The organism is Kordia antarctica (assembly GCF_009901525.1).
Lineage (GTDB): Bacteria > Bacteroidota > Bacteroidia > Flavobacteriales > Flavobacteriaceae > Kordia > Kordia antarctica.
Window position 1 is genome coordinate 451,640 of record NZ_CP019288.1, and the last position, 26,889, is coordinate 478,528.

21 protein-coding genes are annotated in these 26,889 nt (G+C 33.4%); 11 read left to right on the top strand and 10 right to left on the bottom strand.

The genetic code is table 11. The annotated features are described in order from the left end of the window. Positions 1-93 precede the first annotated feature (93 nt). From IMCC3317_RS02000 to IMCC3317_RS02030, 7 genes are all read left to right on the top strand, one after another. A complete protein-coding gene (locus IMCC3317_RS02000; RefSeq protein ID WP_160127835.1) occupies positions 94-2,673 on the top strand; it encodes an NB-ARC domain-containing protein in 2,580 nt (859 codons plus the stop codon). A gap of 326 nt (positions 2,674-2,999) precedes the next feature. Further along, positions 3,000-4,091 (top strand): redox-regulated ATPase YchF, encoded by a 1,092-nt coding sequence (gene ychF / locus IMCC3317_RS02005; protein ID WP_160127836.1) that lies wholly within the window; start codon positions 3,000-3,002, stop codon positions 4,089-4,091. A 231-nt stretch (positions 4,092-4,322) separates the two neighbouring features. Beyond that, entirely contained in the window at positions 4,323-4,760 is a 438-nt protein-coding gene (locus tag IMCC3317_RS02010; protein WP_160127837.1) for a hypothetical protein, read from the top strand. A 189-nt stretch (positions 4,761-4,949) separates the two neighbouring features. Beyond that, entirely contained in the window at positions 4,950-5,750 is an 801-nt protein-coding gene (locus IMCC3317_RS02015) for a hypothetical protein (RefSeq protein WP_160127838.1), read from the top strand. Positions 5,751-5,891: 141 nt separating this feature from the next. Further along, on the top strand, positions 5,892-7,751 hold the full coding sequence (locus IMCC3317_RS02020) for a DNA topoisomerase IV subunit B (protein WP_160127839.1): 1,860 nt from the start codon (positions 5,892-5,894) through the stop codon (positions 7,749-7,751). Between the two features lie 8 nt (positions 7,752-7,759). Then, positions 7,760-8,236 (top strand): hypothetical protein, encoded by a 477-nt coding sequence (locus IMCC3317_RS02025; protein ID WP_160127840.1) that lies wholly within the window; start codon positions 7,760-7,762, stop codon positions 8,234-8,236. Further along, the gene (locus tag IMCC3317_RS02030; protein ID WP_160127841.1) at positions 8,236-10,899 is read left to right on the top strand and encodes a DNA gyrase/topoisomerase IV subunit A; all 2,664 of its coding nucleotides are present in this window, start codon (positions 8,236-8,238) and stop codon (positions 10,897-10,899) included. The genes IMCC3317_RS02025 and IMCC3317_RS02030 overlap by 1 nt, the downstream gene beginning before the upstream one ends. A gap of 223 nt (positions 10,900-11,122) precedes the next feature. Here IMCC3317_RS02030 and IMCC3317_RS02035 read toward each other — a convergent pair whose 3' ends face one another. Both IMCC3317_RS02035 and IMCC3317_RS02040 read right to left on the bottom strand, forming a co-directional pair. Next, on the bottom strand, positions 11,123-11,896 hold the full coding sequence (locus tag IMCC3317_RS02035; protein ID WP_160127842.1) for a hypothetical protein: 774 nt from the start codon (positions 11,894-11,896) through the stop codon (positions 11,123-11,125). Positions 11,897-12,008: 112 nt separating this feature from the next. Continuing rightward, the gene (locus IMCC3317_RS02040) at positions 12,009-12,872 is read right to left on the bottom strand and encodes a GIN domain-containing protein (protein ID WP_160127843.1); all 864 of its coding nucleotides are present in this window, start codon (positions 12,870-12,872) and stop codon (positions 12,009-12,011) included. Positions 12,873-13,225: 353 nt separating this feature from the next. On the opposite strand from IMCC3317_RS02040, the gene IMCC3317_RS02045 reads away from it, so the two are divergent. Next, positions 13,226-14,596 carry a tetratricopeptide repeat protein gene (locus tag IMCC3317_RS02045; protein ID WP_160127844.1) on the top strand — a complete coding sequence of 457 codons (1,371 nt, stop codon included), beginning with the start codon at positions 13,226-13,228 and terminating at the stop codon, positions 14,594-14,596. Next, the gene (locus IMCC3317_RS02050) at positions 14,593-15,282 is read left to right on the top strand and encodes a tetratricopeptide repeat protein (protein WP_160127845.1); all 690 of its coding nucleotides are present in this window, start codon (positions 14,593-14,595) and stop codon (positions 15,280-15,282) included. The genes IMCC3317_RS02045 and IMCC3317_RS02050 overlap by 4 nt, the downstream gene beginning before the upstream one ends. Positions 15,283-15,290: 8 nt before the next feature. On the opposite strand, the gene IMCC3317_RS02055 is transcribed toward IMCC3317_RS02050, so the two are convergent. Continuing rightward, entirely contained in the window at positions 15,291-15,710 is a 420-nt protein-coding gene (locus IMCC3317_RS02055; RefSeq protein WP_160127846.1) for a thiol-disulfide oxidoreductase DCC family protein, read from the bottom strand. A gap of 331 nt (positions 15,711-16,041) precedes the next feature. Then, positions 16,042-18,204, bottom strand: a complete 2,163-nt coding sequence (locus tag IMCC3317_RS02060; RefSeq protein ID WP_160127847.1) for an endonuclease MutS2 — start codon at positions 18,202-18,204, stop codon at positions 16,042-16,044. 369 nt (positions 18,205-18,573) lie between these two features. Here IMCC3317_RS02060 and IMCC3317_RS02065 point away from each other — a divergent pair, with 369 nt between their 5' ends. Next, on the top strand, positions 18,574-19,239 hold the full coding sequence (locus IMCC3317_RS02065) for a uracil-DNA glycosylase (RefSeq protein WP_160127848.1): 666 nt from the start codon (positions 18,574-18,576) through the stop codon (positions 19,237-19,239). Between the two features lie 344 nt (positions 19,240-19,583). Here the strand turns inward: IMCC3317_RS02065 and IMCC3317_RS02070 are convergent, their stop codons facing one another. From IMCC3317_RS02070 to IMCC3317_RS02095, 6 genes are all read right to left on the bottom strand, one after another. Then, positions 19,584-19,748, bottom strand: coding sequence for a hypothetical protein (locus tag IMCC3317_RS02070; RefSeq protein ID WP_160127849.1), 165 nt, complete (start codon positions 19,746-19,748; stop codon positions 19,584-19,586). Positions 19,749-20,114: 366 nt separating this feature from the next. Next, positions 20,115-20,969 (bottom strand): substrate-binding domain-containing protein, encoded by an 855-nt coding sequence (locus IMCC3317_RS02075; protein WP_160127850.1) that lies wholly within the window; start codon positions 20,967-20,969, stop codon positions 20,115-20,117. Positions 20,970-20,983: 14 nt separating this feature from the next. Continuing rightward, entirely contained in the window at positions 20,984-21,853 is an 870-nt protein-coding gene (locus tag IMCC3317_RS02080; protein WP_160127851.1) for a nucleoside phosphorylase, read from the bottom strand. Beyond that, positions 21,846-22,775: a DUF1835 domain-containing protein gene (locus tag IMCC3317_RS02085; RefSeq protein WP_160127852.1), complete on the bottom strand. Its 930-nt coding sequence runs from the start codon at positions 22,773-22,775 to the stop codon at positions 21,846-21,848. Before IMCC3317_RS02085 ends, IMCC3317_RS02080 begins: the two co-directional genes overlap by 8 nt. Beyond that, a complete protein-coding gene (locus IMCC3317_RS02090; RefSeq protein WP_160127853.1) occupies positions 22,776-23,126 on the bottom strand; it encodes a translation initiation factor in 351 nt (116 codons plus the stop codon). 564 nt (positions 23,127-23,690) lie between these two features. Beyond that, the gene (locus tag IMCC3317_RS02095) at positions 23,691-24,641 is read right to left on the bottom strand and encodes an isopenicillin N synthase family dioxygenase (protein WP_160127854.1); all 951 of its coding nucleotides are present in this window, start codon (positions 24,639-24,641) and stop codon (positions 23,691-23,693) included. Positions 24,642-24,897: 256 nt separating this feature from the next. Between IMCC3317_RS02095 and IMCC3317_RS02100 the strand changes: the two genes are divergently transcribed. Beyond that, positions 24,898-26,874 (top strand): alpha-ketoacid dehydrogenase subunit alpha/beta, encoded by a 1,977-nt coding sequence (locus IMCC3317_RS02100; RefSeq protein ID WP_160131849.1) that lies wholly within the window; start codon positions 24,898-24,900, stop codon positions 26,872-26,874. Positions 26,875-26,889: the final 15 nt, after the last annotated feature.

A 26,889-nucleotide genomic window follows, 5' to 3' on the forward strand; every position in this document is an offset into this window, starting at 1 on the left:
CATATATATAATCTTTGTCTTACATTTAGAGAAAATAACTGGAACTTTGGAATTGGAGTTCTGTATATCTTTAGCTAGCATAAAAATAAATGAATGAAATATAGACCCTTAGATAGATTAAAGGTTAAGATTGAAACTGCAAAAGAAGAATCAGACTTAACATACTTTTTCGAACTTCTGAATTACGCAGAGTTCTTAACTAAAAATATTGCACTTTTTCTAGTGTCGGCCATTAATGACGATGCAGAAAGAACTCGATATCGATATCAATATAAACTTAGCAGAGCAAACGCAATAGGAGATTTTTCTAAATCTATCGACGAAGTTGTAATTGGACCTGCTGCACAATTATTAAACTCTAATATTAGGGATTATGAGCTAAAAGAACTTACTCAAAGATGTGGAAGCGGTGAATGGCAATACGATTGCCAGCTGTTGATTTCACAATGTCTATCGGATTTCAATATCGAACATAATAAACTGTCGAATAAAAGCCCTCTTAGAAATTGGTTTCTTTTGTTAACACAACTAAGAAATAAAACGAAAGGTCATGGAGCTCCAAGATTGGATAGTTGTAATAAAGCTTGTCCGAAACTTGATAAATCGATTTCTCTTATTATTAAGAAATTTAGTATGTTCAAGCGATCATGGGCCTTCTTACATCAAAATTTGTCTGGTAGATATAGGGTGTCTTATCTAACCGAAAATGTAGATGATCCATATGCTGATTTAAAAAAAGAAAATCAATTTAATTTTTCAAATGGAATTTATGTTTATCTAGACGAACCTAAGAAAGTTGATTTGTTTTACTCTAATGCTGAGTTAACAGACTTTTGGATTACAAACGGAAATTTAAAAAATGAAAGATTTGAAACTTTGTCCTACATAAGTGATGAGAGGGTTTATCAATCGGCAAATAATTATCTTGTTCCAATTACACAATTGCCAAAAAGTCATACAGAAGGCACTAATGATTTAAATGTAGTTGGAAACTGTCTCTCGAATTTGCCTACTACTCCTGAATTGTATGTAAAACGAAAAGATTTAGAAGATGAACTTAGAACAACTTTGCTACAAGAAGATAGATTTCCGATTATCACGTTGCTTGGAAAAGGAGGTGTTGGAAAAACATCTCTTGCAATAAATCTAATATATAGCCTCACAAATGAAAAAAGGTTTGATTTAATTATTTGGTTTAGTTCTAGGGATATTGACCTGTTAATGGATGGCCCTAAACAAGTCCAAACGAAGGTGTTGAATATTAGGGATATGGCAAAGGATTACTGTTCTTTGCTTTATCCAAAAGCCAAAAATTCTGAACAAGAGCAATTGTTTGCAAATGATTTAACTAAAAATTCATTTGGAAAAACCTTGTTCATATTTGATAATTTTGAAACTATTTCTAATCCAATAGAAGTTTTTGAATGGATAAACACATATATAAGAAACCCCAACAAAGTATTAATTACTTCTAGAATAAGTAGAAGTTTTAAGGCAGACTATCCTATAGAAGTACAGGGTATGACTGAAGAAGAGTGTCTAGAATTAATACATCAATTTGCTAAAGATTTAAACATTGAAGGTCTTTTGAATAATAGTTACATTAAGGATCTAATAGAAGAGTCTGATGGACATCCTTACATAATAAAGATATTACTTGGTGAAGTAGCTAGAAATAAGAAGACTGGTAAAATTAAGAGAATAGTAGCTGAACAAGAAAAAATATTAGACGCTTTATTTAAAAGAACATTCAATACATTGTCTCCAGCTGCGAAAAGAGTATTCTTGACACTTTGTAGTTGGAATTCGATGGTTCCAACAATTGCTCTAGAAGCGGTACTGTGGAGGCCAGAAAACGAAAAGATGAATGTCCAGTCAGCAATCGAAGAATTACGACAAAGCTCTTTTATCGAAATAATAACGAAGGATGATGATGAGATAATAAATGTTCCATTAGCTGCAACAATTTTCGGAAAAGGTGAACTGGAAATAAATCCTGAAAAAATTAAGATAATGTCAGATCGTGAGTTATTGATGGAATTTGGTACTACCACATTTAGTAATCTAAGTTCAGGTCTTTCATTACAAATAGAAAGAAAATTCAAATCTATTTCTAAAAGAATTAATTCTATTACTGAATTTGAAAACGAACTACCTTTATTAGAATACATAGCTTCAAAGTATCCAAAAACATATAATTACATCATTGAATTATTTGAAGAATATAATAAATATGATAGGGTCAAATACTACATCAGAGAGTATATAAAATCAAATATTCCATCTGAACAAAAAGCAAAACTTTGGAATAAGTTAGCCTCAGTTTGTCGGTATAGTAAAGATTGGGATGGGGAAAGTCATGCGCTAACAGAACTTGTTCAAATAGCTGGAGTAAGCTTAGGAGAAATTAGCGAAGCGGCTAACAGAATTAACAACCACATTTATAATAGTATGGCAGCTAAAAGGGATGAGTATAAAGCTGAAATGCTTAAAATTATTATTGATCAATTCACTCATCACATTCCTGAAGGAGATGCTACTGACTATTCAAGATTAGGTTGGCTATTGTTAAATAATAATGACCCAGTTAATGCTAAAATAATAGTTGAAAAAGGATTAGTTATTGATAATGATAATAGATATTGCCAAAAACTATTAGAAAAACTAAAATAATTCTAGAGAATAAAAATGACAACCATTATGCAAACCCATAAAAAAAATTGCAAATTGATTTATACAAAGCCCTTTTTAGGGCTTTTTTACGTTTCTAGCAAATGTCCTTTTTTGAATAATTTACACGAATTGTAATGAACTATTACAAAAAACCTTGAATTGCTTAATATCTAAAAAAAAGTGGTAATTGTAAAAAACTCAAACAATCTAAACACGCCCAATTTACCAACAACAAACCACTAACAACGAACAACCAAAATAAAATTATAATATCTACACATAAATACTATATTTGCACCACGAAATTTTCTATTAAAAGATAACACATGAAAGCTGGAATTGTAGGATTACCAAATGTTGGAAAATCAACCTTATTTAACTGTTTGTCAAATGCGAAAGCACAAAGCGCAAACTTTCCATTTTGTACGATTGAGCCAAATTTAGGCGTTGTAAATGTACCAGATGCAAGAATTGAAAAGTTGGAAGAATTGGTAAATCCAGAACGTGTAATGCCAGCAACGGTTGAAATCGTTGATATCGCAGGATTGGTTCGTGGCGCAAGTAAAGGTGAAGGATTGGGAAATCAGTTTCTTGGAAACATTCGCGAGTGCAACGCAATTATGCACGTATTACGTTGTTTTGACAACGATAATATTATTCATGTTGATAACAGTATTGATCCAATCCGAGATAAGGAAACGATTGATATTGAACTACAATTAAAAGACTTAGAAACGGTTGAAAAACGCCTAGAAAAAGTCAAAAGAGCCGCAAAAACTGGAAATAAAGAAGCGCAAAAAGAAGAAGCAGTACTTCTAAAATTCAAATTAGCTTTAGAACAAGGAATTTCTGCAAGAGCTGTAGAAGTTTCAGATGATGAAGCAGAATTAATAAAAGGTTTTCAATTATTAACTGCAAAACCAATCTTATATGTATGTAATGTAGACGAAGCTTCGGCAAAATCTGGAAATGCATATGTAGACAGAGTTCGTGAAGCGATTAAAGGTGAAGATGCTGAAATTATTGTATTAGCTGTCGGAACAGAAGCTGATATTGCAGAATTGGAAGATTATGAAGAACGTCAACTATTCTTAGAAGACATCGGATTGGAAGAAGCTGGCGTTTCTCGCTTAATTCGTTCTGCGTATAAATTATTAAATCTACAAACTTACTTTACAGCTGGCGTAAAAGAAGTGCGCGCTTGGACAATTCCTATTGGATCAACTGCACCACAAGCTGCTGGAGTGATTCATACAGACTTTGAAAAAGGATTTATTCGTGCTGAAGTTATCGGATATGACGATTATGTAACCTACGGAAGTGAAGCGAAAGTAAAAGTTGCAGGAAAACTTTCTGTAGAAGGAAAAACATACGTTGTAAAAGATGGAGATGTAATGCATTTCCTTTTTAACGTATAAATTGATACTAGAAAATCGAATTTAAGAATTCTGAAAATTCAGGTAGAAAAAGATAGTCAAAAGCGAACTCCGGTTCGCTTTTGACGTTTAAACAAACATTTTATGTAGGTTTCATCTTTCATAAATCACTAAAAAAGTACGATTAAACATTAAAGTTTTTACAATATAACAGTAACCATTTAGATTTTTTCTGGTGTAACTTAGCTTGATAACCAAATAAATTAAAGTATCATGAAAAAATTCACGTATGTATTAAGTGTACTATTATTTGCATTCACAGTAAACGTACAGGCACAAGAGTCTGAAACGAATGATGTGCAAAACAATCAAACAACAGTCGTTGAGCATATGGTTACGGAAGTTGCCAATGTAAATTCAGTAGTTATTTCGTATGATGTTCGTATTGAACTTGTTGACGAGCGTTCAGGACAACCAGTTGATCCAAGAACATTGCCTGGATATGCTGCCGAAAACTTAGATACCAATCAAGTGTATTATCCTGGTTATTATGATTACAATGAGTTTTCTAACTTGCCAGCAGGAACGTATCGATTTGATTCGTACAATGGATATTTTGATGGCTCTTCAAGCGCAGTTGTCACGTTAGATCCTTCCTTAGAAGGAAACGACGGATTTATTGTTGTGACGCTTCAATATTGGTCAGAATAAAAATACTATTCAAAATAGTTTGTAAAAAAGTGCATTGTTCAACAGAATAGTGCGCTTTTTTTTGATTATTTAAAAAAAACATCTGTTCAAAATAAAAGGGAAAACATTAAAAGTTTTACAATATAACAGTACCTATAAAGGGACATTCTATTCGTATCTTATCATGATAACCAAATAAATTAGTTTATCATGAAAAAAATTACGTACGCACTTAGTGCATTATTGATGCTATTCGTTATGAATACGCACGCACAACAATCAGTTATTGATGACTTAGATGAAACTTTTGATTCCGCAGAAGTCATTCGCGTGGAAGCGAAAAGAGGAAAAGCCGCTTTGAAAACTTTGACAGTTGATTATTTAGTCAACAACAATCCAAACCCTGATGTTGCAACGTACATTCAAGTAATCAATCAAAGTATGTCTGTTGTAGAAGAATTTAGCGATGAAGTTATTTATTACATTGGACAAGCGGCGCAAGGAAATAGCAACATTGATCCGAGTAGTATTCAAGGAAAAGCATCTACTATTGAAGCAAATGAAGATTATGTACTTAACAAAAGTGCTTTATTAAAAATAGCAATTGAACAGAACAATAGAAATACTGCTCGACAATTAATTCGTGAAATTCGTGGATTTCTAAATACTCAAATCAGTTTAGCGAAAGAAATTAAAACAGAAGCAACTGCTTTAAAATCGTTGGCGGTAACGTACAATGTTCGTATTGAATTGGTAGATGAACGCACAGGACAATCTATTGATCCGGCTCAACTGCCAGGGTATGCTGCTACGAATCAAGATACAGGAGAAACCATTTATCCTAGTCGTTACGATCACAATTTATTCTACAACTTACCAGCAGGAACGTATCGATTTGATTCGTATGATGGATATTTTGATGGCTCGTCTAGCGAGATTGTAACCTTAGATCAAAGCTTAGTTGGAAACGACGGATTCATCGTTGTGACACTTAGTTATTGGTCAGAATAAAGGCAATACTTCAAAATAGATTTCGAAAAGCGCAATATTCACAAAATATTGCGCTTTTTGTTGATTAATTTAAGGCGTTCAAGTTTTATTTTTTGAATGTATATAGTATATTAGCATCAAACCCTAATTGTACCTCATTCGATGGAAGAAAACACACAATATACCGAAGATAATATACGTTCACTTGACTGGAAAGAACATATTCGTTTGCGTCCCGGAATGTATATCGGAAAATTGGGTGATGGTTCGTCTGCCGATGATGGAATTTATATTCTTGTAAAAGAAGTACTTGACAACTCGGTTGATGAGTTTGTCATGGGCGCAGGAAAAACGATTGAAGTTTCCATTCAAGGACCAAAAGTAATTGTTCGCGATTATGGTCGTGGAATTCCTTTAGGGAAAGTTGTAGACGTAGTTTCCAAAATGAATACAGGAGGAAAGTACGATTCTAGAGCTTTTAAAAAATCTGTTGGACTGAACGGAGTTGGTACGAAAGCCGTAAATGCTTTATCCTCTTATTTTAGAGTTGAATCGTCTCGTGATGGAAAATCGAGTGCAGCGGAATTTGCCCAAGGAAACTTAAACGATCAGGAGTTTTTAGATGAAACTTCTAGAAGACGCGGAACAAAAGTGACGTTTATTCCAGATGAAGCTATTTTTAAAAACTATAAATTTAGAACAGAATATGTTGCAAAAATGCTGCGTAATTATGTCTATCTAAATAGAGGATTAACGATTCTTTTTAATGGTGAAAAGTTCTTTTCTGAAAATGGTTTAAGAGATCTTTTAGAAGATAATAACAATAAAGATGACATGTTATATCCTATCATTCACTTAGAAGGTGATGATATTGAAATAGCAATTACACACAGTAAAACGCAATATAGCGAAGAATATCATTCGTTTGTGAACGGGCAACATACTACGCAAGGTGGAACGCATCAAGCAGCTTTTAGAGAAGCAATTGTAAAAACGATTCGTGACTTCTACGGAAAAAGTTTTGAAGCGTCTGATGTTAGAAAATCGATCATTTCTGCAGTAAGTATTAAAGTAATGGAGCCAATTTTTGAATCGCAAACAAAAACAAAATTAGGTTCTACTGAAATGGGTGGGAAATTGCCAACGGTTCGTTCATATATAAATGATTTCGTCGGAAAATATTTAGACAATTATTTACATAAAAACCCTGATGTAGCTGATAAAATGCAACGTAAAATTCTGCAAGCAGAACGTGAACGTAAAGAATTATCAGGAATTCGGAAACTAGCTAAAGAACGTGCTAAAAAATCAAATTTACATAACAAAAAATTGCGCGATTGTAGAGTGCATTTAGGCGATATAAAAAAAGATAGACGTTTAGAATCAACCTTATTTATTACTGAGGGAGATTCTGCTTCGGGTTCCATCACAAAATCCAGAGATGTCAATACGCAAGCGGTATTCAGTTTACGCGGAAAACCGTTGAATTGCTACTCGATGTCAAAAAAGATTGTATACGAAAACGAAGAATTCAACTTATTACAAGCTGCATTAAACATAGAAGAATCAATGGAAGATTTGCGTTACAACAACATTGTAATTGCAACAGATGCCGATGTTGATGGAATGCATATTCGTTTATTACTGATTACTTTTTTCTTGCAATTCTTTCCAGAATTAATCAAAGAAGGACATTTATATATCTTACAAACGCCATTATTTAGAGTTCGAAACAAAAAAGAAACATTTTACTGTTACAGTCAAGCAGAAAAACGTGCCGCTATAAACAAACTTTCTGGAAAACCTGAAATTACACGATTCAAAGGATTGGGAGAAATCTCGCCTGATGAGTTCAAATATTTCATCGGAGAAGACATTCGCTTAGATCCAGTAATGCTAGACAGAGAAACCTCCATTGAAGAATTATTACAATTCTACATGGGAAAAAATACCCCTAACAGACAAGAATTTATTATTAACAATCTAAAGGTTGAACTGGACCTTGTAGAAGAAGAAAAATAATTGGGTGTATGCGGTTTGATAACGCAAAATCGAAAAAGTGGATACCATTTCTCTACTTTTTCTTGGGAATCGGAGGTATTTTAGTAATACTTTACTTTTTCTTTTTTCGAGAAGATCATAATCAAATAAAAATTTGGTACAGTATTCCTGTGCTATTTGTGGTTGTTGTAGGAATAATTTATAGTTCAGCAAAGTATTTTGAATTTGATAGTGACGGAAGTGTATTAACGTTCATTAACAAAGGATTATTTATTTCAAATTTTATTAATTACAGAGAACATAGAGCGGAATTTCCAAAAGAAAAACTAAAGCGATATCGAATACAGAACTACATTTTATTTTCCTATTTATATGTCTATGTAAAATCGAGAAGTAACAAAACCAAACGTGTACATTTCAACATATCATTGCTAAGCAGTGGAAAAAAGAGAGCCTTAAAAAAATCTTTAGATAAAGTCATAAAGCATAACAACGAAATTTCTTAATGGAAGAACATAACGAAGAATTACATGCTGAAAATCAGCAACATGAAAACAATGCGCAAGAAACCATTACCAAAGTTACAGGCATGTACAAAGACTGGTTTTTGGACTATGCGTCTTATGTAATTTTAGAAAGAGCTGTGCCGGCAATTGAAGATGGTTTCAAACCTGTACAGCGACGTATTATGCATTCAATGAAAGATTTGGATGATGGACGTTACAGCAAAGTTGCCAATATTGTCGGTCATACCATGCAATATCACCCACACGGAGATGCCAGTATTGCGGATGCAATGGTGCAAATTGGTCAAAAAGATATCTTAATCGATACGCAAGGAAACTGGGGAAACATTCTCACCGGCGACAGAGCGGCGGCTTCTCGTTATATAGAAGCACGTTTATCAAAATTTGCATTAGAAGTTGTATACAGCCCAAAAATTACGGAATGGCAATTGTCGTATGACGGACGTAAAAACGAACCTGTAAATCTTCCCGTAAAATTTCCGTTACTCTTAGCGCAAGGTGCCGAAGGAATTGCGGTTGGTTTATCTACCAAAATATTACCACATAACTTTTTAGAAGTCATTGACGCTTCCATCAAGCATTTACAGGGAAAACGTTTCGTAATTCTGCCAGATTTCCCAACATCGGGAATCATGGACGCAAGCAATTACAATGACGGTTTGCGTGGCGGAAAAGTGCGTGTGCGTGCTAAAATTTCGCAACTAGACAAAAATACTTTAGTCATTACTGAAATTCCTTTCGGAACAAATACATCGTCACTAATTGAATCGATTTTAAAGGCGAATGACAAGGGAAAAATTAAAGTCAAAAAGATTGAAGATAACACGGCTGCCGATGTAGAAATATTGGTGCATTTGCCGAGTAATCTCTCTCCAGATAAAACAATTGATGCATTATATGCTTTTACGAATTGTGAAAGTTCTATTTCGCCATTAGGTTGTATCATTTCTGAGAATAGACCTTTATTTATTGGTGTTTCAGAAATGTTACGCAGATCAACAGATCATACGGTTGAATTGCTAAAATCGGAATTAGAAATTCAATTAGAAGAATTACAAGAACAATGGCATTTTGCTTCGTTGGAACGAATTTTCATCGAAAACAGAATCTATCGTGAAATAGAAGAAGAAGAAACTTGGCAAGGTGTTATAAACGCTATTGATGAAGGTTTGAAGCCATTTATTACACATTTAAGACGTGCCGTAACGGAAGAAGATATTGTTCGGTTGACCGAAATTCGAATCAAGCGGATTTCTAAATTTGATATTGACAAAGCGCAACAAAAAATTGATGCTTTAGAAGATTCTATTGCTGAAGTAAGACATCATTTGGCAAATCTAATTACATATGCAATTGATTATTTTACACGATTAAAAACTCAATACGGAAAAGGAAGAGAGCGTAAAACAGAAATCAGAATCTTTGATGATGTTGACGCGAGTAAAGTTGTCATTCGGAACACAAAACTCTATGTAAATAGGGAAGAAGGCTTCATCGGAACTTCCTTAAAGAAAGATGAATATGTAGCCGATTGTGCTGATATTGATGACATTATCGTATTTACACGCGATGGAAAAATGCAAGTCACAAAAGTAGATGCCAAAACATTTATTGGTAAAAACATCATTCATATTGCCATCTTCAAGAAAAAAGACAAACGTACCATTTATAACATGATTTATCGTGATGGAAAAAGTGGCGCGAGTTATATAAAACGTTTTGCTGTGACAAGCGTGACACGCGATAAAGAATACGATTTAACGCAAGGAAAAAAAGGTTCCATGGCTACGTATTTTTCTGCAAATCCAAATGGAGAAGCAGAAGTTGTTACGATACTTTTACGTCAAGCGGGAAGCATTAAAAAGTTAAAATGGGATATTGATTTTGCCGATTTAGGTATTAAAGGTAGAGCAGTAAAAGGGAATATTGTTACGAAATATTCGATCAAACGAATCGAACTTAAAGAAAAAGGAGTTTCTACTTTAAAACCACGTAAAATATGGTTTGATGATACGGTGCAACGTTTAAATGTTGATGGAAGAGGCGAACTGATCGGCGAATTTAGAGGAGAAGATCGTTTGTTAATTATCAATCAAAAAGGTGAACTCAAAACCATTTTACCTGAATTGACGGCGCATTTTGATAGTGATATGATTGTCATGGAAAAATGGAATCCGAACAAACCAATTTCAGCAATTTATTTTGATGGAGAAAAAGAACGGTATTACATAAAACGTTTCTTGGTAGAAAATTCATCGAAAGTAGAACAATTCATTACCGATCATCCAAAATCGCAACTAGAAATTGTCATGACGGATTGGCGACCAATGGCGGAAATCGTTTTTTACAAGCAACGTGGAAAAGATCAAAAACCTGACATGGAAGTGAATTTGGAAGAATTTATCTCTGTAAAAGGAATCAAAGCACTTGGAAATCAATTAACTGCTGATAAAGTGCGTCAAATCAATGTATTGGAATCTTTGCCCTACGAAGAAGAAATTGAAGTTCCTGCAGAAGAAATAGAAGTTGTAGATGAAGAAACCGTAAAAGGCGCAGAAAACGGTGAAAAACCTTCAACTGACGATGATGATTCCGATGAAAAACCACCAATTGCGGGTGATGGACAAATAGGATTATTTTAGACTCGCTTCATTTCGACTCCGCTCAATACAAGTGCTTTTAATATATGTAACATTGAGCGCAGTCGAAATGTTGGTATGTGAATTATTTACCTAACTGCATAAACCTATAAACCTATAAACCTATAAACTTTTAAACTAAAAAATCGTATCGTGAGTTGTTCTCTAACTTATGATTGTTTCACAATATACCATCCTTTAATTATTAAATCCTTTAATCTTTCAATCAAGGAATCAACCAATGTCCATGAAAAGCAGTTTCAAAAATTGCAAAAGCTGTTAACCAATTTTCCTCTTCTGCAGTTGGTGTATCAGTTAGCGTGATAATTGGCGTTCCAAAACCTAATTCTTCAAATACTGTTTTCACAGATGAAACATGTTTAATATCATCATAATTTGGCGCAACGTTAATTGTTGCCAATTGTCTATTATTCAGCGTAAGCGGAAAAAAATCTTCACCCAAACGATGTTGTGAACTTGTAAATAATTGTAAATCAAACGAAGCTTTCATTGGATGTTTTGCGTGTCCAATAACTTTGTCAGTTGCATCGTAAATTGTTCCTGTTTTGTCAAATCGACCTAACAGCATATCGTCACAATAAAAAGTAGCTTCCAAGTCTGTAAAATCGTAGTAAAACGTTTGTTTCTTAGTCATTGCGCCCATATGACCTTTGGTGTGTAAACCACGTTCAATACGTTCAAAGGAAACAATAGGCTTGTGTTTTTCATTCAAAATAACGCCTGATAATTTATTATACGTGACCGCTTTTATGTAATTAAACACCATTGCGTCAGTAACTTGGGAATACAATGCTGCTTTGTGCGGATGCAATTCTTTTCGTTTTTTCTCCACATTGGCGCGCATTTCCTGTTTCTCATTTTCAATAAATTCCTGCGTTTTTTGAGTTGTTGATTTATTGATAACAAACGCAATCAAGATTGTAAATCCGCCAACAACTAGAACCGTTAGAATAATGATAATGGTTAAAAATGTGCCCATGTTCTATTTTGTAAATTTTATGATTTTGAAACGTCATTACGAGGAAGTTTGCGACGAAGTAATCTGTTACTTAAGAAACAGATAGCTTCGTTTCACTCGCTATGACGATTTACTAGAATATTCGTTTCAAAAAACCTTTCTTGTTTTCGTCAATTTTACGCAACAACGCTTCTCCTTCAAATTTATACATAATAATTGAAGCTGGACTTCCTAACAATTCAATTTCTGAATTGTCATGCGCGTCAATCGTAATTTTCTCCGTTACATTTACAACCACTTTTGCTTGTTCGGTTGACGTCACACTAACTTCTCTTGTTTTAAAAGTTGGCGCAATAAATTCACCTTTTTCCTTCACTTCCAAATACAAAACGTCTGTTTGTCCTTGTAGTTTCACTTCTCCAAATTCAACTTGCGAAGTGACTTTCGTAGCAGTTACGTTGGCTTTGATTTTTGAATCTTCAAAAGCTGTTACAATCAATTCTCTTGTATTAATTTGATATTGATGTTTCGAATTTCTGTAGCCGTTAATCGCCAAAGAATCTGACTTTATTCTCAAATCCAGTTTTGAACTTCCCATAGCATTTATTTCAACTTTCTTGATATTTAGTGTTGTCAATGACTTTAATTCTGCATCGCCTTCTGCATGAATTCGTTCTAAATCTTCTGAAATTGTCACGAAAATCTCTAACTTTTTACTGCTTCTAATTTCTTTAGATGTTGAAATAGTAAGCGTTCCATTAACAACATTGACGTTGAATACTTCGTGTAAATTTTCGTCTGTACTAATTTCTACTTGCGGCGTAGAACCGTTGATGAGTGTAACTTCAAGTTCTTCATTTACGACTAAGGTTGTAAATGAATCCAATTCGTAAATAACAGTCGTAACTTCACGATTTCCTTTAATTTTTTCTTTCTTCTGTGCGAAAGCGGAAATTGTTACTAATAATATAATTGCAGTAAGTATTTGTTTTTTCATGTTTTTTTATTTTAGTGAAACCAAATTTTAAGAAGCCTTTTTAGGCGAACTAAAAATTGTAAGTTGAACTAACTCCGCTGAAGAGCGGAGTCTCGTTTACATTATTTATTATTACAAAAATAGTATTTCGATTCGGCTAAAAGCGAGTTATTTATCAAATTCTTAGCGAAAAGTGTACCAATTGTTATTTTTTGGGTTGTAATGGTTTGAATTGTTGGTGAAAGTTTATGAGTTTACTGGTTTATAAGTTTAGATGTTTGTAGTATAGGTTTACGGAAATCCGTAGCATTTGGATTGTTAATTATTTTGTATATTAGATTTTACAAGCATGACAATTTAAGCGAATAAAATTTATGACAAAAAACTGGGTTTTCATTTCTATCGGAATAGGAATTATTAGTGGAATAATTGCGTACTTGTTTGTTCAAAATTGGAAACTTTCTTTAGTAGTCACAATTCTTGTTACTGTAATTAGTTTGGTATTTAACCCGAAACTTTTCTATGCAAGAATTTCGCTGTTTGCATTTTCTGCTTTAATTGGTTTAAATAAATTCTCATTTGAATTTATTGGAAAAATACTAGACATAGATTTCAAAATACAAAATGATACAGCCAATACAACCACAACGATTGTATTGTTTATAATTACCATACTATGTTTGATACTTTTCTTTTTGGAGCGAAATGATAAACTGAAAGGAACATTTTTAGACTTTTCATCGAAAGATAATAAGAAGGCATCTATTGATATTACAGGAGACGGAAATATCGTAACAGTTATTCAATCAAATGACGCAATACGAAAGAAAGAAGCAACCGTTGAACTTTACACATCTAACACTGAGGAAAAAATCAACGATTTACAACAACGATTAAAAGACAAAGTAAAAATTGAAGGTTTATTAGATAAAGAAGTATTGAAATTATCTCAAGAACTTGAAGAATTAAAGAAAGAAAGAGATCGATTAGAGCAAGAAGTTGAAAATATTATTGATAAAAATAAATCCGAAGATTTAGTAAAAGAATCTGATACTTATAAACAAGTTTTTAAATTGTTCTCAAAAGGAAATATAGATAAAGCTTTAAATGAATTAGAGGATGATAAATTAGAAATAGAGGAGATAAAGACTTCAAATAATAGAAAACAAGAGTCTAAATTACGTATGCTAAAAGCACAAATGCTTCGTGTAAAACATAACTACAAAGAAGCAGGAGAAAATTATGAGAAAGCAGTAAATCTCCATGGGAGCTATGAAAACTGTTTTGAAGTCGCTCATTATTTTCAATTTATAAATGAATTTAAAAAAGCAGAAAAATATTATTATAAATGCTTGGACAAAGTAACTTCTAAAGCAGAAAAAGCAACTACCTTAAATAATTTAGGGGTTTTACAAAGTGATCAAAATGAACATGCAAAAGCTGAGAAATCGTATCAAGAAGCTTTGTTAATCAGAAGAGAATTAACCAAATTAAATCCACAAACATATTTACCAAAAGTTGGAACGACCTTAAATAATTTGGGAAGTTTACAAAGCGATCAAAATGAATATACAAAAGCTGAGAAATCGTATGAAGAAGCTTTAATAATTTATAGAGAATTAGCCGAAGTAAACCCACAGACATATCTACCAGACGTTGGAATGATCTTAAATAATTTAGGGGTTTTACAACGAGCTCAAAATGAATTTAAAAAGCTGAGAAATCGTATGAAAAAGCTTTATTGATTAAAAGAGAATTAGCCGAATTAAATCCACAAACCTATTTACCAGATGTTGGAATGACTTTAAATAATTTGGGGAATTTACAATACTATCAAAATGAATATATAAAAGCGGGGAAATCGTATCAAGAAGCGTTAATAATTTATAGAGAATTAGCCGAAGTAAATCCACAAACCTATTTACCAGACGTAGGAATGACTTTGAATAATTTAGCGGTTTTACAAAGTGATCAAAATGAATATACAAAAGCGGAACAATCCTATCAAGAAGCGTTATTGATTAGAAGAGAATTAGCCGAATTAAATCCACAAACATATCTGCCGTATGTAGCAGAAACCTTAAATAATTTAGGAATTTTACAACGTGCTCAAAATGAATATATAAAAGCGGAGCAATCGTATCAAGAAGCGTTAGTAATTTATAGAGAATTAGCCGAACCAAACCCACAGACTTATTTACCAGGCATTGGGATGACGCTTATGAATATGGCAATTTTTTATCAAGCAGCTAAAGCTGATAAAAAGTTATCAATTCAATATGTTGCAGAAGCTATCACTATTCTATTACAATTTCAAGAAATAGGTTATATTCAAAATTATTTAAAAAGAGCTTTTAAGGTTTTAAAAGATTGGGATATTGATGTTGAAGCCTATTTACATGAAAAATTTCCAAACCAAGAAGAAGAGTAAGTATCTATTTAGTCTAAAAACTTAGCCTTCAACTCCGCTGTAGGAATGATACAACTATCTTGTTTTCCATACCATTTGTAACGGTTTTTCGCAATATAATTATACACTACATTTCGTAAAAACTCTGGGAAAATGTAAAAAGCTTGTGTCAATTTCCAAAAACCACCAAATTCATTCATAATTTTCAAAGCCGCTGTAGATTTGTGATAATAGGCTTTTCCAGGTTCATACAAAATAATAGAATCTAAATTCTCAGTATCAATCTGTAAATGATTCTGAATGGCTACACCAAGTTCTGACTGTAACGAAGCAAAGCGAAACACATCGTTTTTATCATGCGAAATAACTTTGTTCACAGAACTATTGCACAAATTGCAAACGCCGTCAAACAATACTATTTTTTTATCTTTTGGTAAGGTTTCAATCATTTTGTGATGTTTTAATGATTTTTGTAAAGATACGACTTTGGGAATTTTAAATTATAAATGTTGAATTTTAAATTGAAAAGCGAGGAAACTTGAAAGTAAGACTTCTCGATACAATTTTCTCTCGAAAATTACTCGAAGTGACGTTTTGTAAAATCAATCAATCACATCAACAAATGAACAAACAAACGAAAAAAACAAATCAACAAAAGAGCAAAGCGATTTAAAAAATATTGAATATCGAATAAAGAATACTGAATGTCGAAATGAAATTCGAGAAGCTTCAACAGACCAACAACTGAAAACTGAAAACCGACAACTGAAAACTAACAAACTACCGAACCAACTCCAATTGCTCCACCGAAATCGTCGTCGTAAACATTCCGTAATTTACCGTTGCTTTTCCTTTTTCTAGGCTATCAATCGTTCCAACGGCTTTTCCGTCAAGCATTCGAACGCGATCGCCAATTTTTAAGATTGCTTTTGGCTTGGAAGCTTCTTTTTTAGCAGCTTTCTTTTTCTCAACTTTTTTCTCTTCACGAATCACAGCCACTTTCTGAATTACTTCTTTCTTAGCGACTTGTTGCTTGACTTTATGTTCTTTTTTCTCCTTAACCGTTTGCTTTTTACGTTTCGAATTCTCCGTTTCTACAATGCGTAAAAATTCAGAGATCAACGGACGTTTTTTCTTAGTATCAAAATATTGTTCGGAAATCTCGTTGATTTTATTTCCCAAATGAATCATGCGTTTGTCATGATCGTACAATTGTTGATAGCTTTCCAATTTCGTTTTTGTTTTCGAATTCAATGCATCCAAACGTTCGTTTTCTTCGCGCGCTTTAATTTCTTCTTCTTTCAGTAATTTGGAAGTTTTTTCCATTGCGCTGCGTTCTTTTTGCAACTTCGCGATTGTTGCATCAAAACGAACTTTTCCACGTTCAATTTTTTTCTTTGCTCTATTTATCAAACTGTACGGAATTCCATTTTTCTGCGCAACTTCAAACGTAAACGAACTTCCTGCTTGTCCTAACGCCAATTTGTAAACAGGCATTAAGGTTTTATTGTCAAACAACATATTTGCATTGGTTGCGTGTGGCAATTCGTTTGCCAGTAATTTTAAGTTGGAATAATGCGTTGTAATAATTCCAAAAGCTTCACGTTCGTAAAAAACTTCCAAGAAGGTTTCTGCCAATGCGCCACCTAATTCAGGATCACTTCCAGTTCCAAATTCATCAATTAGAAACAAGGTTTTATTGTTGCATCGTTTTAAGAAATAATTCATCTGCTTTAAGCGATAACTATACGTACTTAAATGATTTTCAATCGATTGATTATCTCCAATATCTGTCAAAATTCGTTCAAACAAACATACTTTACTACGCTCGTGCACCGGAATTAACATGCCACTTTGTAACATGACTTGCAATAAACCAATCGTTTTTAGCGTAATACTTTTTCCACCTGCATTTGGTCCAGAAATCACAATAATTCTGTTGTCACTTCTGAGTTCAATAGTTTGCGGATATGTCTTTTCTTTTCGTTCTTTATTCGTTAAATAGAGTAGTGGATGATACGCATCTTTCAGTAATAACGTACGTTCTTCCGAGATTTCAGGCAAAATAGCATTCATAGAAGCGGCATATTTTGCTTTGGCATAAACGACATCTAAATCGCTCAGAAAATCTTGATATTGTTCTAAAAGCGGCGCAAACGGACGAATATAATCGGTGAGTTCTTTTAAAATTCGGGTAACTTCTTCTTTTTCTTCATATTCTAAATTGGTCAGTTCACGCGAATATTGCAGCGTAATTTCTGGCTCAATATAGACAATACTTCCAGTTTTGGAATTCCCCATTATTGCACCTTTAACTTTACGTCGATGCATGGCTTTTACAGCTAAAACTCTGCGATTGTCAACAACAGTTTCGCGAATTTCATCTAAATAATCTGCTTGATTGTATCTGCTCAAGGCAGAAGCAAAACTTTGATTTATTTTTCCGCGAATACTTAAAATTCCACGTCGTATTTGTCCTAAACTCGATGACGCCGAATCTTTTACTTCGCCAAAACGATTGATCACTGAATCAATTTGAGTCACTAAATCCTTGGTGAATTCAATTTGTTCTGCGCGCGATTGTAATGTTGGATAGTATTCTTGAAATTTCTTGAAAAACTTCAATAATAAGTTTACTGCGCTAGAAATTGCAGAAATCTTACGAAATCCTTGAATCTCTAAGAAACTATTTTCAATAGCTAACATTTTAATTTCCAATGAAATTCCATCAAAACCATGATTTGGAATCACGTTTTCGTTCGCAAAAGATGCCAAGTATTCGTTTACGTACGCCAAATGTTTTAGCAATACATCTTTATCTGCAAAAGGCTGTGTATCGCTGATTTTTTGCTTTCCGAAAGCGGTAACTGCATGTGTTGAAACCTGTTGTAAAACCGTTTCAAATTCTAAATCATCTAATGTTTTGGAATGTATTTTAATCATTGTAAATTTGAGCTAATTTTAATCTGCATTATAGCGCAGATTCAAGCCGATGCCAAAGGTACTTATTTATATGCTGATTTTGAAATGATGCCTAGAAAGAATGCTATTGGTTAAAGTTTGTTTTCTTTTGGTTCGTTTCCTTTAGGAAAGCAAAGAAATGAACATAAAACTATAACCAGTTGTGCATTTTTAATTCAAAAGTATAATGAAGCGTCAGTTCGAGTGATTTTGAGGCACGAAAAATCGTATCGAGAACCATTTTAGTGTAAAAAAATCTATTCTCGATACAAATTTTACTCATTTTCAATCGTAAAATTCACTCGAATTGACGAATTTTATCAAAATCCACAACGAGTAACTATACTAAACATGATTATAAAAATAGACGAAAGCTGGAAGTTTCATTTGAATGATGAATTTGAGAAACCATATTTTAAAGAGTTATTAACTTTTGTAAAGTCTGAATACACACAGAATCAATGCTTCCCGAAAGGCACAGCTATTTTTGCTGCGTTTGATCAGTGTCCATTTCACAGATTGAAAGTGGTTATTATTGGACAAGATCCATATCACGGCGTTGGACAAGCAAATGGTTTGTCTTTTTCTGTGAATGACGGAATTTCGCATCCACCATCGTTACAAAATATTTTTAAAGAGCTTAAACGCGATATTGGAATTGCTCCACCAGAAAGTGGAAATTTAGAACGTTGGGCAAAACAAGGCGTTTTATTATTAAATGCAACATTGACAGTTCGTGCACATGAAGCTGGAAGTCACCAAAAACAAGGTTGGGAAACGTTTACAGACGCTGTGATTAAGATGATTTCCGAGAAAAAGGAAAATGTAGTATTCTTACTTTGGGGCGGATTTGCCAAGAAGAAAGGAGCAAAGGTGGATGCAACGAAACATTATGTATTAACTTCTGGTCATCCATCGCCATTGAGCGCGAATAGAGGTTTTTGGTTTGACAATAAACATTTTAGTCGCTGTAATGATTATTTGGTAAGTAAACGGATTGAAGGAATTCGGTGGTAATCAGAAAGAGTTTAGTATTGAGAAGTGAGTATTGAGGTTAGTTATCGATATCATTTCGTCAAGTTGAACTTGATTTAACTTCGCATAATAATCTATGTAGCGGAAAAATAGACTTCTTAGATTGTTGGATTTTTAGACTTGCTTAGATTTTTTTAGTAGTTTAATTTGTTTTCAAAGTACTTCTCTATACAAAATTTCTGCGAAATTCCACTCGAAGTGACGTTTTTAGACTTGCTTAGAATTTTAGTCATTGAATCCTTTAATCTTTCAATCAAAATAGAAATAAGAAAAGGTTGTAACATTTTAAATGTTACAACCTTTTATATATAATTGGATAGTTTTTCTTAGTAAACTTCTACACAAGAAGCATCTTCTGCAGTTGCAGTCATGATGTAGTTTTCTTTAGCATCATCTGTATCAGCGAAATTAACGCCTTTTCCCATACAGTTAGATCCACAAGAAGCTAAAAATAATCCTGCTGCTGCTAATAATAGTATTGATTTTTTCATAATGATAGTAGTTGTAATGTTAATAATCTGATAAATTAGTTTGGTTTAAGCTAGAAAGTAATGTTTTGCCCTTACTACTTTCTGATAACAAATGTAATACGCCAACTCTTAATTAAATCATTTAATCGTTTACATGTATAATTTCTCGTTAACTTACATAAAATCGTGCTTTTGTGTCGATTCATAGGGGCAAAAGCACCACTCGTCGACATTTATCCCTTTTTAAAAAGGGGAAAAAGCCCCTAAAAAAACAGGTGCTTTTACTTGTATAAATTCTTAATGTGTTGATATACTTGAGTTGGAAGAGAAATTGTGCGCATTAAAAAAACGTTCGATAGAACGCTTCGTCGAAATATGCTATGTTTTCTAGGAGATTTTGTACGTAAGCTGATCATAATCCCACTTTTCTGGAATAATATCTAAATTTAGCAGTTTGTTTTGCACTTTAGTAATGGTTTCTTCATCTATGAGTTCTTGACTCCATTCTGTTAATGATAACCATTCTTGCACATCTTCTAATTGTTGTTCGTAGCGTGTTGCAATCGTTTGATCGATCATTGGAATGTCTTTAAATTCCGAAGTTGTTGCGTTGATGATGTCTAATATTGTCTTCACCGTTTCTTCATCTTCTTCTAGCAATTCTGTTCGTACAGCAATCACAAAACATGGCCAAGGTGTCGGACAATCGGCAATTCTTCTAAAAATCCCTTGATCTACGAGTGGTTTTGTCGTAAAATGTTCCCACATAAAGTAATCACCCTTTCCTTTATTTAAACCATCAATGGCGCCTTCTAAGTTATTAATGACTTCAAAATCTAAGTTTTCTGTGTCCCAACCGTTATTTTCAGCATTGATATACGCCATTAGATGCGAACCTGAACCATATCGACTAATGGCAGCTTCTGTACCTTTTAAATCTTCTATCGTTTTGTATTTTGAATCTGCGGCAACGTGAATTCCCCAAATTAAAGGCGATTGCACAAAGGTTTGTACTATTTTAGAAGGATTTCCATCAATGATATCTTTTATGATTCCTTCCGTAAGAATAACGGCAATGTCAATTTTTTCACTTCGAAGTGCTTTACACATAGCACCAGTTCCGCCAGGATAATCTTTCCATCGCAAACTGATTCCTTCTTTTTCGTAAGCACGTTCTGTAAGTGTAAGATACCAAGCTAAGTTAAAATGTTCAGGAACTCCACCAATATTTATTTTTTTCATTTGATGCTTTTGTATTATGCTAATTTCCCTAAGGTATATTGAATCAATGTATCAACTGTTTCTTTGGGCGTTTTGCTGAATTCTCCAAGTGGTCGGTTTGCAATGATTGCATTCATAGACAGCGAACGATGTCCTAATAAGTTTGCCAATCCGTAAATTCCGGCAGTTTCCATTTCTAAGTTTGTTATTTTTTTATTGTTATGATTGAATGCTGCAAGCTTTTCATTTAGCTGTTCATCTTGAACGTTTAATCGTATTTTTCGACTTTGCGGACCGTAAAATCCACAATTTGTCGCCGTAAAACCTAAAACTGTTTGTTCCGACGAAAATTGGTCGATCAATTCCTGATTTGCTTTCACAACATATGGAAAAGATTTTTTGGGCGACCAATTGGTTTGTTTTACAAATGCTTCTGCCATTTCTTCATCCAATACATGATCGCACTCATAAAAGTGTAATAAACTGTCGAATCCAATAGCAAGTTCGCTAATTAGAAAAGCATCAACAGGAATAGCTGTTTGAATAGAGCCAGAAGTTCCAATGCGAATAATATCAAGCTGTGTGAAGTCTTTTTTTACTTCTCGCGAATTAAAATCTACATTTACAAGCGCATCCAATTCATTGAAAACAATATCAATATTGTCCGTTCCGATTCCTGTGGAAAGTACCGAAATACGTTTTCCGTTCAGCATTCCTGTATGTGTGACAAATTCGCGTTTTGCTTTTTTTAGTTCGATTGAATCAAAATATTTACTAACAGAAGCCACACGATCAGGATCGCCAACGGTAATTATTGTTGTTGCAATGTCTTCAGGTAGAAGGTTTAAGTGGTAAATACTTCCGTCAGGATTTATAATTAATTCAGATGCTGCTATTTTACTCATGTTTTGTAATTAGTTGTTTTGATAGATGATAGCAATATTCATATTTTTTGCAATTGCCATAAATAGTATCATCTTTAAGTTGATCATAAAAGCTTTTCATATGATCCATTGCTAAAAGTCCTTGTCGATTTAAGACTAATCGTTCATTTTCTATTTCGAAGAAAGAAGCTAATTTAGCAATTATTTTTCGGATTTGTAAATCTCCAAACCCATAATATCCTTGATATTGCAAAACGTAACCTGTTAATTGTAAGGTACTCTTTATCTTTTCTTTTTGAATGATTTTGAGAAGATGTGTTTCCAAGACATTTAATCCGTTTGATACAGCAGGAAATCTTTTTAAATGCGCATTGATACAGCTTGATAGATACGGAAAAGAAGATTTTACCGTAACGTATTTTTTAAAGTCTGTATGATCGTTTGTGCAATACAATCGCCATAAGTCATCGGCGAGTCGGATATCTTCTTTTGTAAGCTCAATTCTATTGTCGTATTGTGTTTCTAGTTGTTTGTCAGTAAGTTCTCCCAATCCTTTTAAATTGGGTTCATGCTCTATCCAACCGCTACATACTAAATAAATAGGAGCTTTTATATGCAATTGTTTTAAATGACTTAAAGCAGCAATCATATTTATATGACAAAATAAATCATATTCAAACCATAATACTATGGACGTATATTTCGCGTAATTTGTAGTTAATAAAGGTATTAAGAATGAACTTGTATACGTTTCTTCTGTTGCGTTAAATTGCTGTAAGTAGGAGAGACGTTCGTTTTTAAACGCTTTCGATTTTAAATCATATACAGTTTTTCCTTCGCATAACATTTCACGCCAAACCAATTGATCGTCATGAATATCGATGTCTTCAAGTCGCGAAATTAAAGTATCGCCATTGAGAATATGTAGTGTTTGATGATTCATTTATCCGCCAACACGTTTTACATTGTATCCTTCTTTTTGTAGAATTTGAACAATTTTATCTCTATAATTCCCTTGAATGATAATTTCGTTGTCTTTCACGCTTCCGCCAACGCCACATTTTACCTTTAGTAGTTTGGCTAAAATTTTCAAATCTTCTTCTAAGCCAACAAAACCTTTGACAACGGTTACTACTTTTCCACCACGACCTTTGTTGCTAAAGTGTGCTTCTAAGTATTGTTCTTTCGATGAAAGCGTTTCTTCTGCCTGATTGTTTTCGAGTTCAAAATCATCATCTGTAGAGAATACAAATCCTCCCAAATCGTCTAAACTGCTGAGTTTTTTATTTCCCATAGGTATTGTACACTTATTTAGTGATTCATTTGGTATAAATATGTTATTTCAAAAAATCTTTTAAAGATAACTATTTTTTGTGTGATGAATGTGCTTAATTCCCTGTGTTTTGGAGCGATTGATTTTAAAAAGAGTGTATTTTGAATTTATGAATAGGTAAACTTCTTCATGAAACAATTACAAAGATATTTTTATATTAAAAAGAAAAGTAGTTGCTAAATAGTTCATTTTTAGTTTATTATTTTCATTTTCTTTGCTCGCACAAAGAAAACAGAAACAAAAGAAAGTGCGCTTTTTCCAGAGGTATTTTTAGTTTTTCTATTGAAAACTAAAACCGAATCTATTTTTCTGAATTTTAGTTTCCTAAGCTCTGTTTACTGCATAAAGTAGATTTATCAATGTTTTTCAAATCTTAGAAATTTCAAACGAAAAAAAGCTACTATACTGCGGAAAAAGGGAAAAAGTACTAACAAGACAAATTATCGAATTCAAACAAAAAAAACACCAAAAGCTATTGCGATTAGTGTTTGTATGATTGTTTATATTTTTTTCTTTCGATAGGAATTATTTCTTTACCAATCCAAGTTCAATAAGTCGCTGATTTAAAAATTCGCCAGCAGTAATATCATCAAATTTCTTCGGATTGTCTTTATCAACACAGTTTTCAAGGCAATCTAAAGGCATTTCGCTAATTGGATGCATAAAGAAAGGAATTGAATAGCGTGAGTTTCCCCAAAGTTCTCTTGGTGGATTCACAACTCTGTGTATCGTAGATTTCAACTTATTATTACTGTGACGCGATAACATATCGCCCACATTAATTACTATTTCATCAGGTTCCGCAATTGCGTCTAGCCATTCGCCATCATGACGTTGCACTTGCAAGCCTTTTCCTTGTGATCCCATTAATAAGGTTATCAAATTGATATCTCCATGCGCTGCCGCACGTACAGCATCTTTAGGTTCGCTTGTGATTGGTGGATAGTGAATTGGACGTAAAATACTGTTTCCGTTTTTGATGAAATTGTCAAAATAAAATTCATCCAATCCTAAGTATAAAGACAATGCTCTTAACACATAAACGCCAGTTTTCTCTAGCATTTGATAGGTTTCTTTACCGACAGCATTGAATTTTGGCAATTCCTTGACTTTTACATTATCAGGATATTCTTTTTTTAATTCATCATTATCTTCTACATATTGACCAAAATGCCAGAATTCTTTTAAATCGCCTACTTTTCTACCTTTCGCGCTTTCTTTTCCAAAAGAAACATATCCGCGTTGTCCGCCGATTCCTTCTATTTCATAGCTGCTTTTTGTTTCTAGTGGTAACGAAAAGAATTTTTTGATCTCATCGTATAAATTATCTACTAAAGTATCGCTTAAAAAATGTCCTTTTAAGGCAACAAAACCAATATCTTCATAGGCTTTTCCTATTTCATCAATAAACTTTTGCTTTCTTTTAGGATCATCAGATAAGAAATCAGTAAGATCTACACTTGGGATATTTTTCATTTAATTCAAGTTTAAATTTTTAAGAAACGTGTGGTTTATAGCTAATTCTGTTTGATTATCATAAAACCAATTGTTAATAACTTTATAGCAGTTAAATGCTTGCTTCTACAAATGTAGCTAAAAATTTACGGTTGAAAAAGGAGAGTTATTAACAATTTAAAAAATTAGTAAAATGTATTTTGATGAATCATTTTTTTTAATCAATTTTGAATATATATTTAATGCACTGAAATAATTGCCAACCATAGAACAATCGATGTTATACAAAAAAGGAAATTTGACCAACGAAACGTTGATCTCATTATATAAGAAAATGCTGAAACCGAGAATGATAGAGGAGAAGATGTTAATTCTGCTTCGTCAAGGAAAAATCTCAAAATGGTTCGGCGGAATTGGGCAAGAAGCCATTGCTATTGGCGTAACTTCTGCGCTTACAAAAGACGAATATATTTTACCAATGCACCGTAATTTAGGTGTTTTTACGACGCGAGAAATTCCGTTGTATCGGTTGTTTTCGCAATGGCAAGGAAAAGCTAATGGATTTACAAAAGGGCGCGATCGTAGTTTTCACTTCGGAACACAAGAATTTAATATTGTGGGAATGATTTCACATTTAGGTCCGCAATTAGGCGTTGCAAGTGGAATTGCGTTGGCAAATAAATTAAAAGAAAATAAACACGCTTGTGCTGTATTTACAGGCGAAGGCGGAACAAGTGAAGGCGATTTTCATGAAGCTTTAAATGTTGCTTCTGTGTGGAGTTTGCCTGTATTATTCTGTATTGAAAATAACGGTTACGGACTTTCCACACCAACTTCGGAGCAATATAATTGTGAAAACCTTGCTGATAGAGGCAAAGGTTACGGAATGGAATCTCATATTATTGATGGAAATAATATTTTAGAAGTCTATTCGAAAGTTTCTGAACTTGCCGATAGTATTCGCGAGAATCCAAGACCAATTTTATTGGAATTTAAAACATTTCGCATGCGCGGACATGAAGAAGCAAGTGGCACAAAGTACGTTCCTGATGAATTGATGGATGCTTGGGCAGCGAAAGATCCGATAGATATGTATCGTAATTTTTTAATGTTTGAAGGTTTACTCACAACGCAAATTGATGAAGTTTTTAGAAATGAAATTACGAATGAAATCAACGAAAATTTACAACTTGCTTTTGATGAAGAGAAGATAATTTCTACTAAAACAAAAGAATTAAGTGATGTTTATAAAGAGTCAATATATCAAGAAGTTACATCAACTTCAGAAACAGAAAATATTCGTTTTATAGATGCCATTTCTGAAGGATTAAAACAGTCTATGGAAAAGCATGATGATTTGATTATCATGGGACAAGATATTGCCGAATATGGAGGCGTTTTTAAGATTACGGATACATTTGTAGATCAGTTTGGAAAGGAACGCGTGCGCAATACGCCAATTTGTGAATCAGCAATTGTTGCTGCTGCATATGGACTTTCTATAAACGGAATAAAATCTGTTGTGGAAATGCAATTTGCTGATTTCGTTTCGAGCGGATTCAACCCAATTGTAAATTTATTAGCAAAATCACAGTATCGCTGGAATGAGAATGCAGCTGTTGTGATACGAATGCCTTGTGGCGCAGGCGTTGGCGCAGGACCATTTCATTCGCAAACGAACGAAGCTTGGTTTACTAAAACGCCAGGATTAAAAGTGGTGTATCCAGCATTTCCGTATGATGCAAAAGGATTGTTGGCAACAGCTATAAACGATCCAAATCCTGTGTTATTCTTCGAACACAAAGCGTTATATAGAAGTATTCGTCAAGATGTTCCAACGGATTATTACACATTACCTTTAGGAAAAGCTTCTTTGTTGAAAGAAGGAAACGATATAACGATTATAACGTATGGAGCCGCTGTACATTGGGCTTTAGAAACGTTAGACAAGAATCCTGAAATCTCTGCGGATTTGATTGATTTACGTTCGTTACAACCATTAGATACTGAAGCTATTTATACTTCAGTCAAGAAAACAGGAAAGGCGATCATTTTACAGGAAGATTCTTTGTTTGGAAGTATTTCGAGTGATATTTCAGCTATGATTATGGAAAATTGCTTTGAATACCTTGACGCGCCTGTAAAACGTCTGGCAAGCATGGAAACGCCAATTCCGTTTGAACAAGGATTAGAGCAACAGTATTTAGCGAAGAATGAGTTTGAAGCGGCTCTTTTAGACTTGTTGGAGTACTAGACGCGCTTTGCTTTT

Bases quoted from the DNA above. Each gene is read 5' to 3' on its own strand.
- IMCC3317_RS02015 (WP_160127838.1), top strand. From the start codon at position 4,950: ATGAAAAAAATTACGTACGCACTTAGTGCATTATTGATGCTATTCGTT.
- IMCC3317_RS02090 (WP_160127853.1), bottom strand. From the start codon at position 23,126: ATGGGAAATAAAAAACTCAGCAGTTTAGACGATTTGGGAGGATTTGTA.
- IMCC3317_RS02040 (WP_160127843.1), bottom strand. From the start codon at position 12,872: ATGAAAAAACAAATACTTACTGCAATTATATTATTAGTAACAATTTCC.
- IMCC3317_RS02095 (WP_160127854.1), bottom strand. From the start codon at position 24,641: ATGAAAAATATCCCAAGTGTAGATCTTACTGATTTCTTATCTGATGAT.
- IMCC3317_RS02085 (WP_160127852.1), bottom strand. From the start codon at position 22,775: ATGAATCATCAAACACTACATATTCTCAATGGCGATACTTTAATTTCG.
- IMCC3317_RS02100 (WP_160131849.1), top strand. From the start codon at position 24,898: ATGTTATACAAAAAAGGAAATTTGACCAACGAAACGTTGATCTCATTA.
- IMCC3317_RS02035 (WP_160127842.1), bottom strand. From the start codon at position 11,896: ATGGGCACATTTTTAACCATTATCATTATTCTAACGGTTCTAGTTGTT.
- IMCC3317_RS02065 (WP_160127848.1), top strand. From the start codon at position 18,574: ATGATTATAAAAATAGACGAAAGCTGGAAGTTTCATTTGAATGATGAA.
- IMCC3317_RS02020 (WP_160127839.1), top strand. From the start codon at position 5,892: ATGGAAGAAAACACACAATATACCGAAGATAATATACGTTCACTTGAC.
- IMCC3317_RS02070 (WP_160127849.1), bottom strand. From the start codon at position 19,748: ATGAAAAAATCAATACTATTATTAGCAGCAGCAGGATTATTTTTAGCT.
- IMCC3317_RS02030 (WP_160127841.1), top strand. From the start codon at position 8,236: ATGGAAGAACATAACGAAGAATTACATGCTGAAAATCAGCAACATGAA.
- IMCC3317_RS02000 (WP_160127835.1), top strand. From the start codon at position 94: ATGAAATATAGACCCTTAGATAGATTAAAGGTTAAGATTGAAACTGCA.
- ychF (WP_160127836.1), top strand. From the start codon at position 3,000: ATGAAAGCTGGAATTGTAGGATTACCAAATGTTGGAAAATCAACCTTA.
- IMCC3317_RS02025 (WP_160127840.1), top strand. From the start codon at position 7,760: ATGCGGTTTGATAACGCAAAATCGAAAAAGTGGATACCATTTCTCTAC.
- IMCC3317_RS02080 (WP_160127851.1), bottom strand. From the start codon at position 21,853: ATGAGTAAAATAGCAGCATCTGAATTAATTATAAATCCTGACGGAAGT.
- IMCC3317_RS02045 (WP_160127844.1), top strand. From the start codon at position 13,226: ATGACAAAAAACTGGGTTTTCATTTCTATCGGAATAGGAATTATTAGT.
- IMCC3317_RS02075 (WP_160127850.1), bottom strand. From the start codon at position 20,969: ATGAAAAAAATAAATATTGGTGGAGTTCCTGAACATTTTAACTTAGCT.
- IMCC3317_RS02055 (WP_160127846.1), bottom strand. From the start codon at position 15,710: ATGATTGAAACCTTACCAAAAGATAAAAAAATAGTATTGTTTGACGGC.
- IMCC3317_RS02060 (WP_160127847.1), bottom strand. From the start codon at position 18,204: ATGATTAAAATACATTCCAAAACATTAGATGATTTAGAATTTGAAACG.
- IMCC3317_RS02010 (WP_160127837.1), top strand. From the start codon at position 4,323: ATGAAAAAATTCACGTATGTATTAAGTGTACTATTATTTGCATTCACA.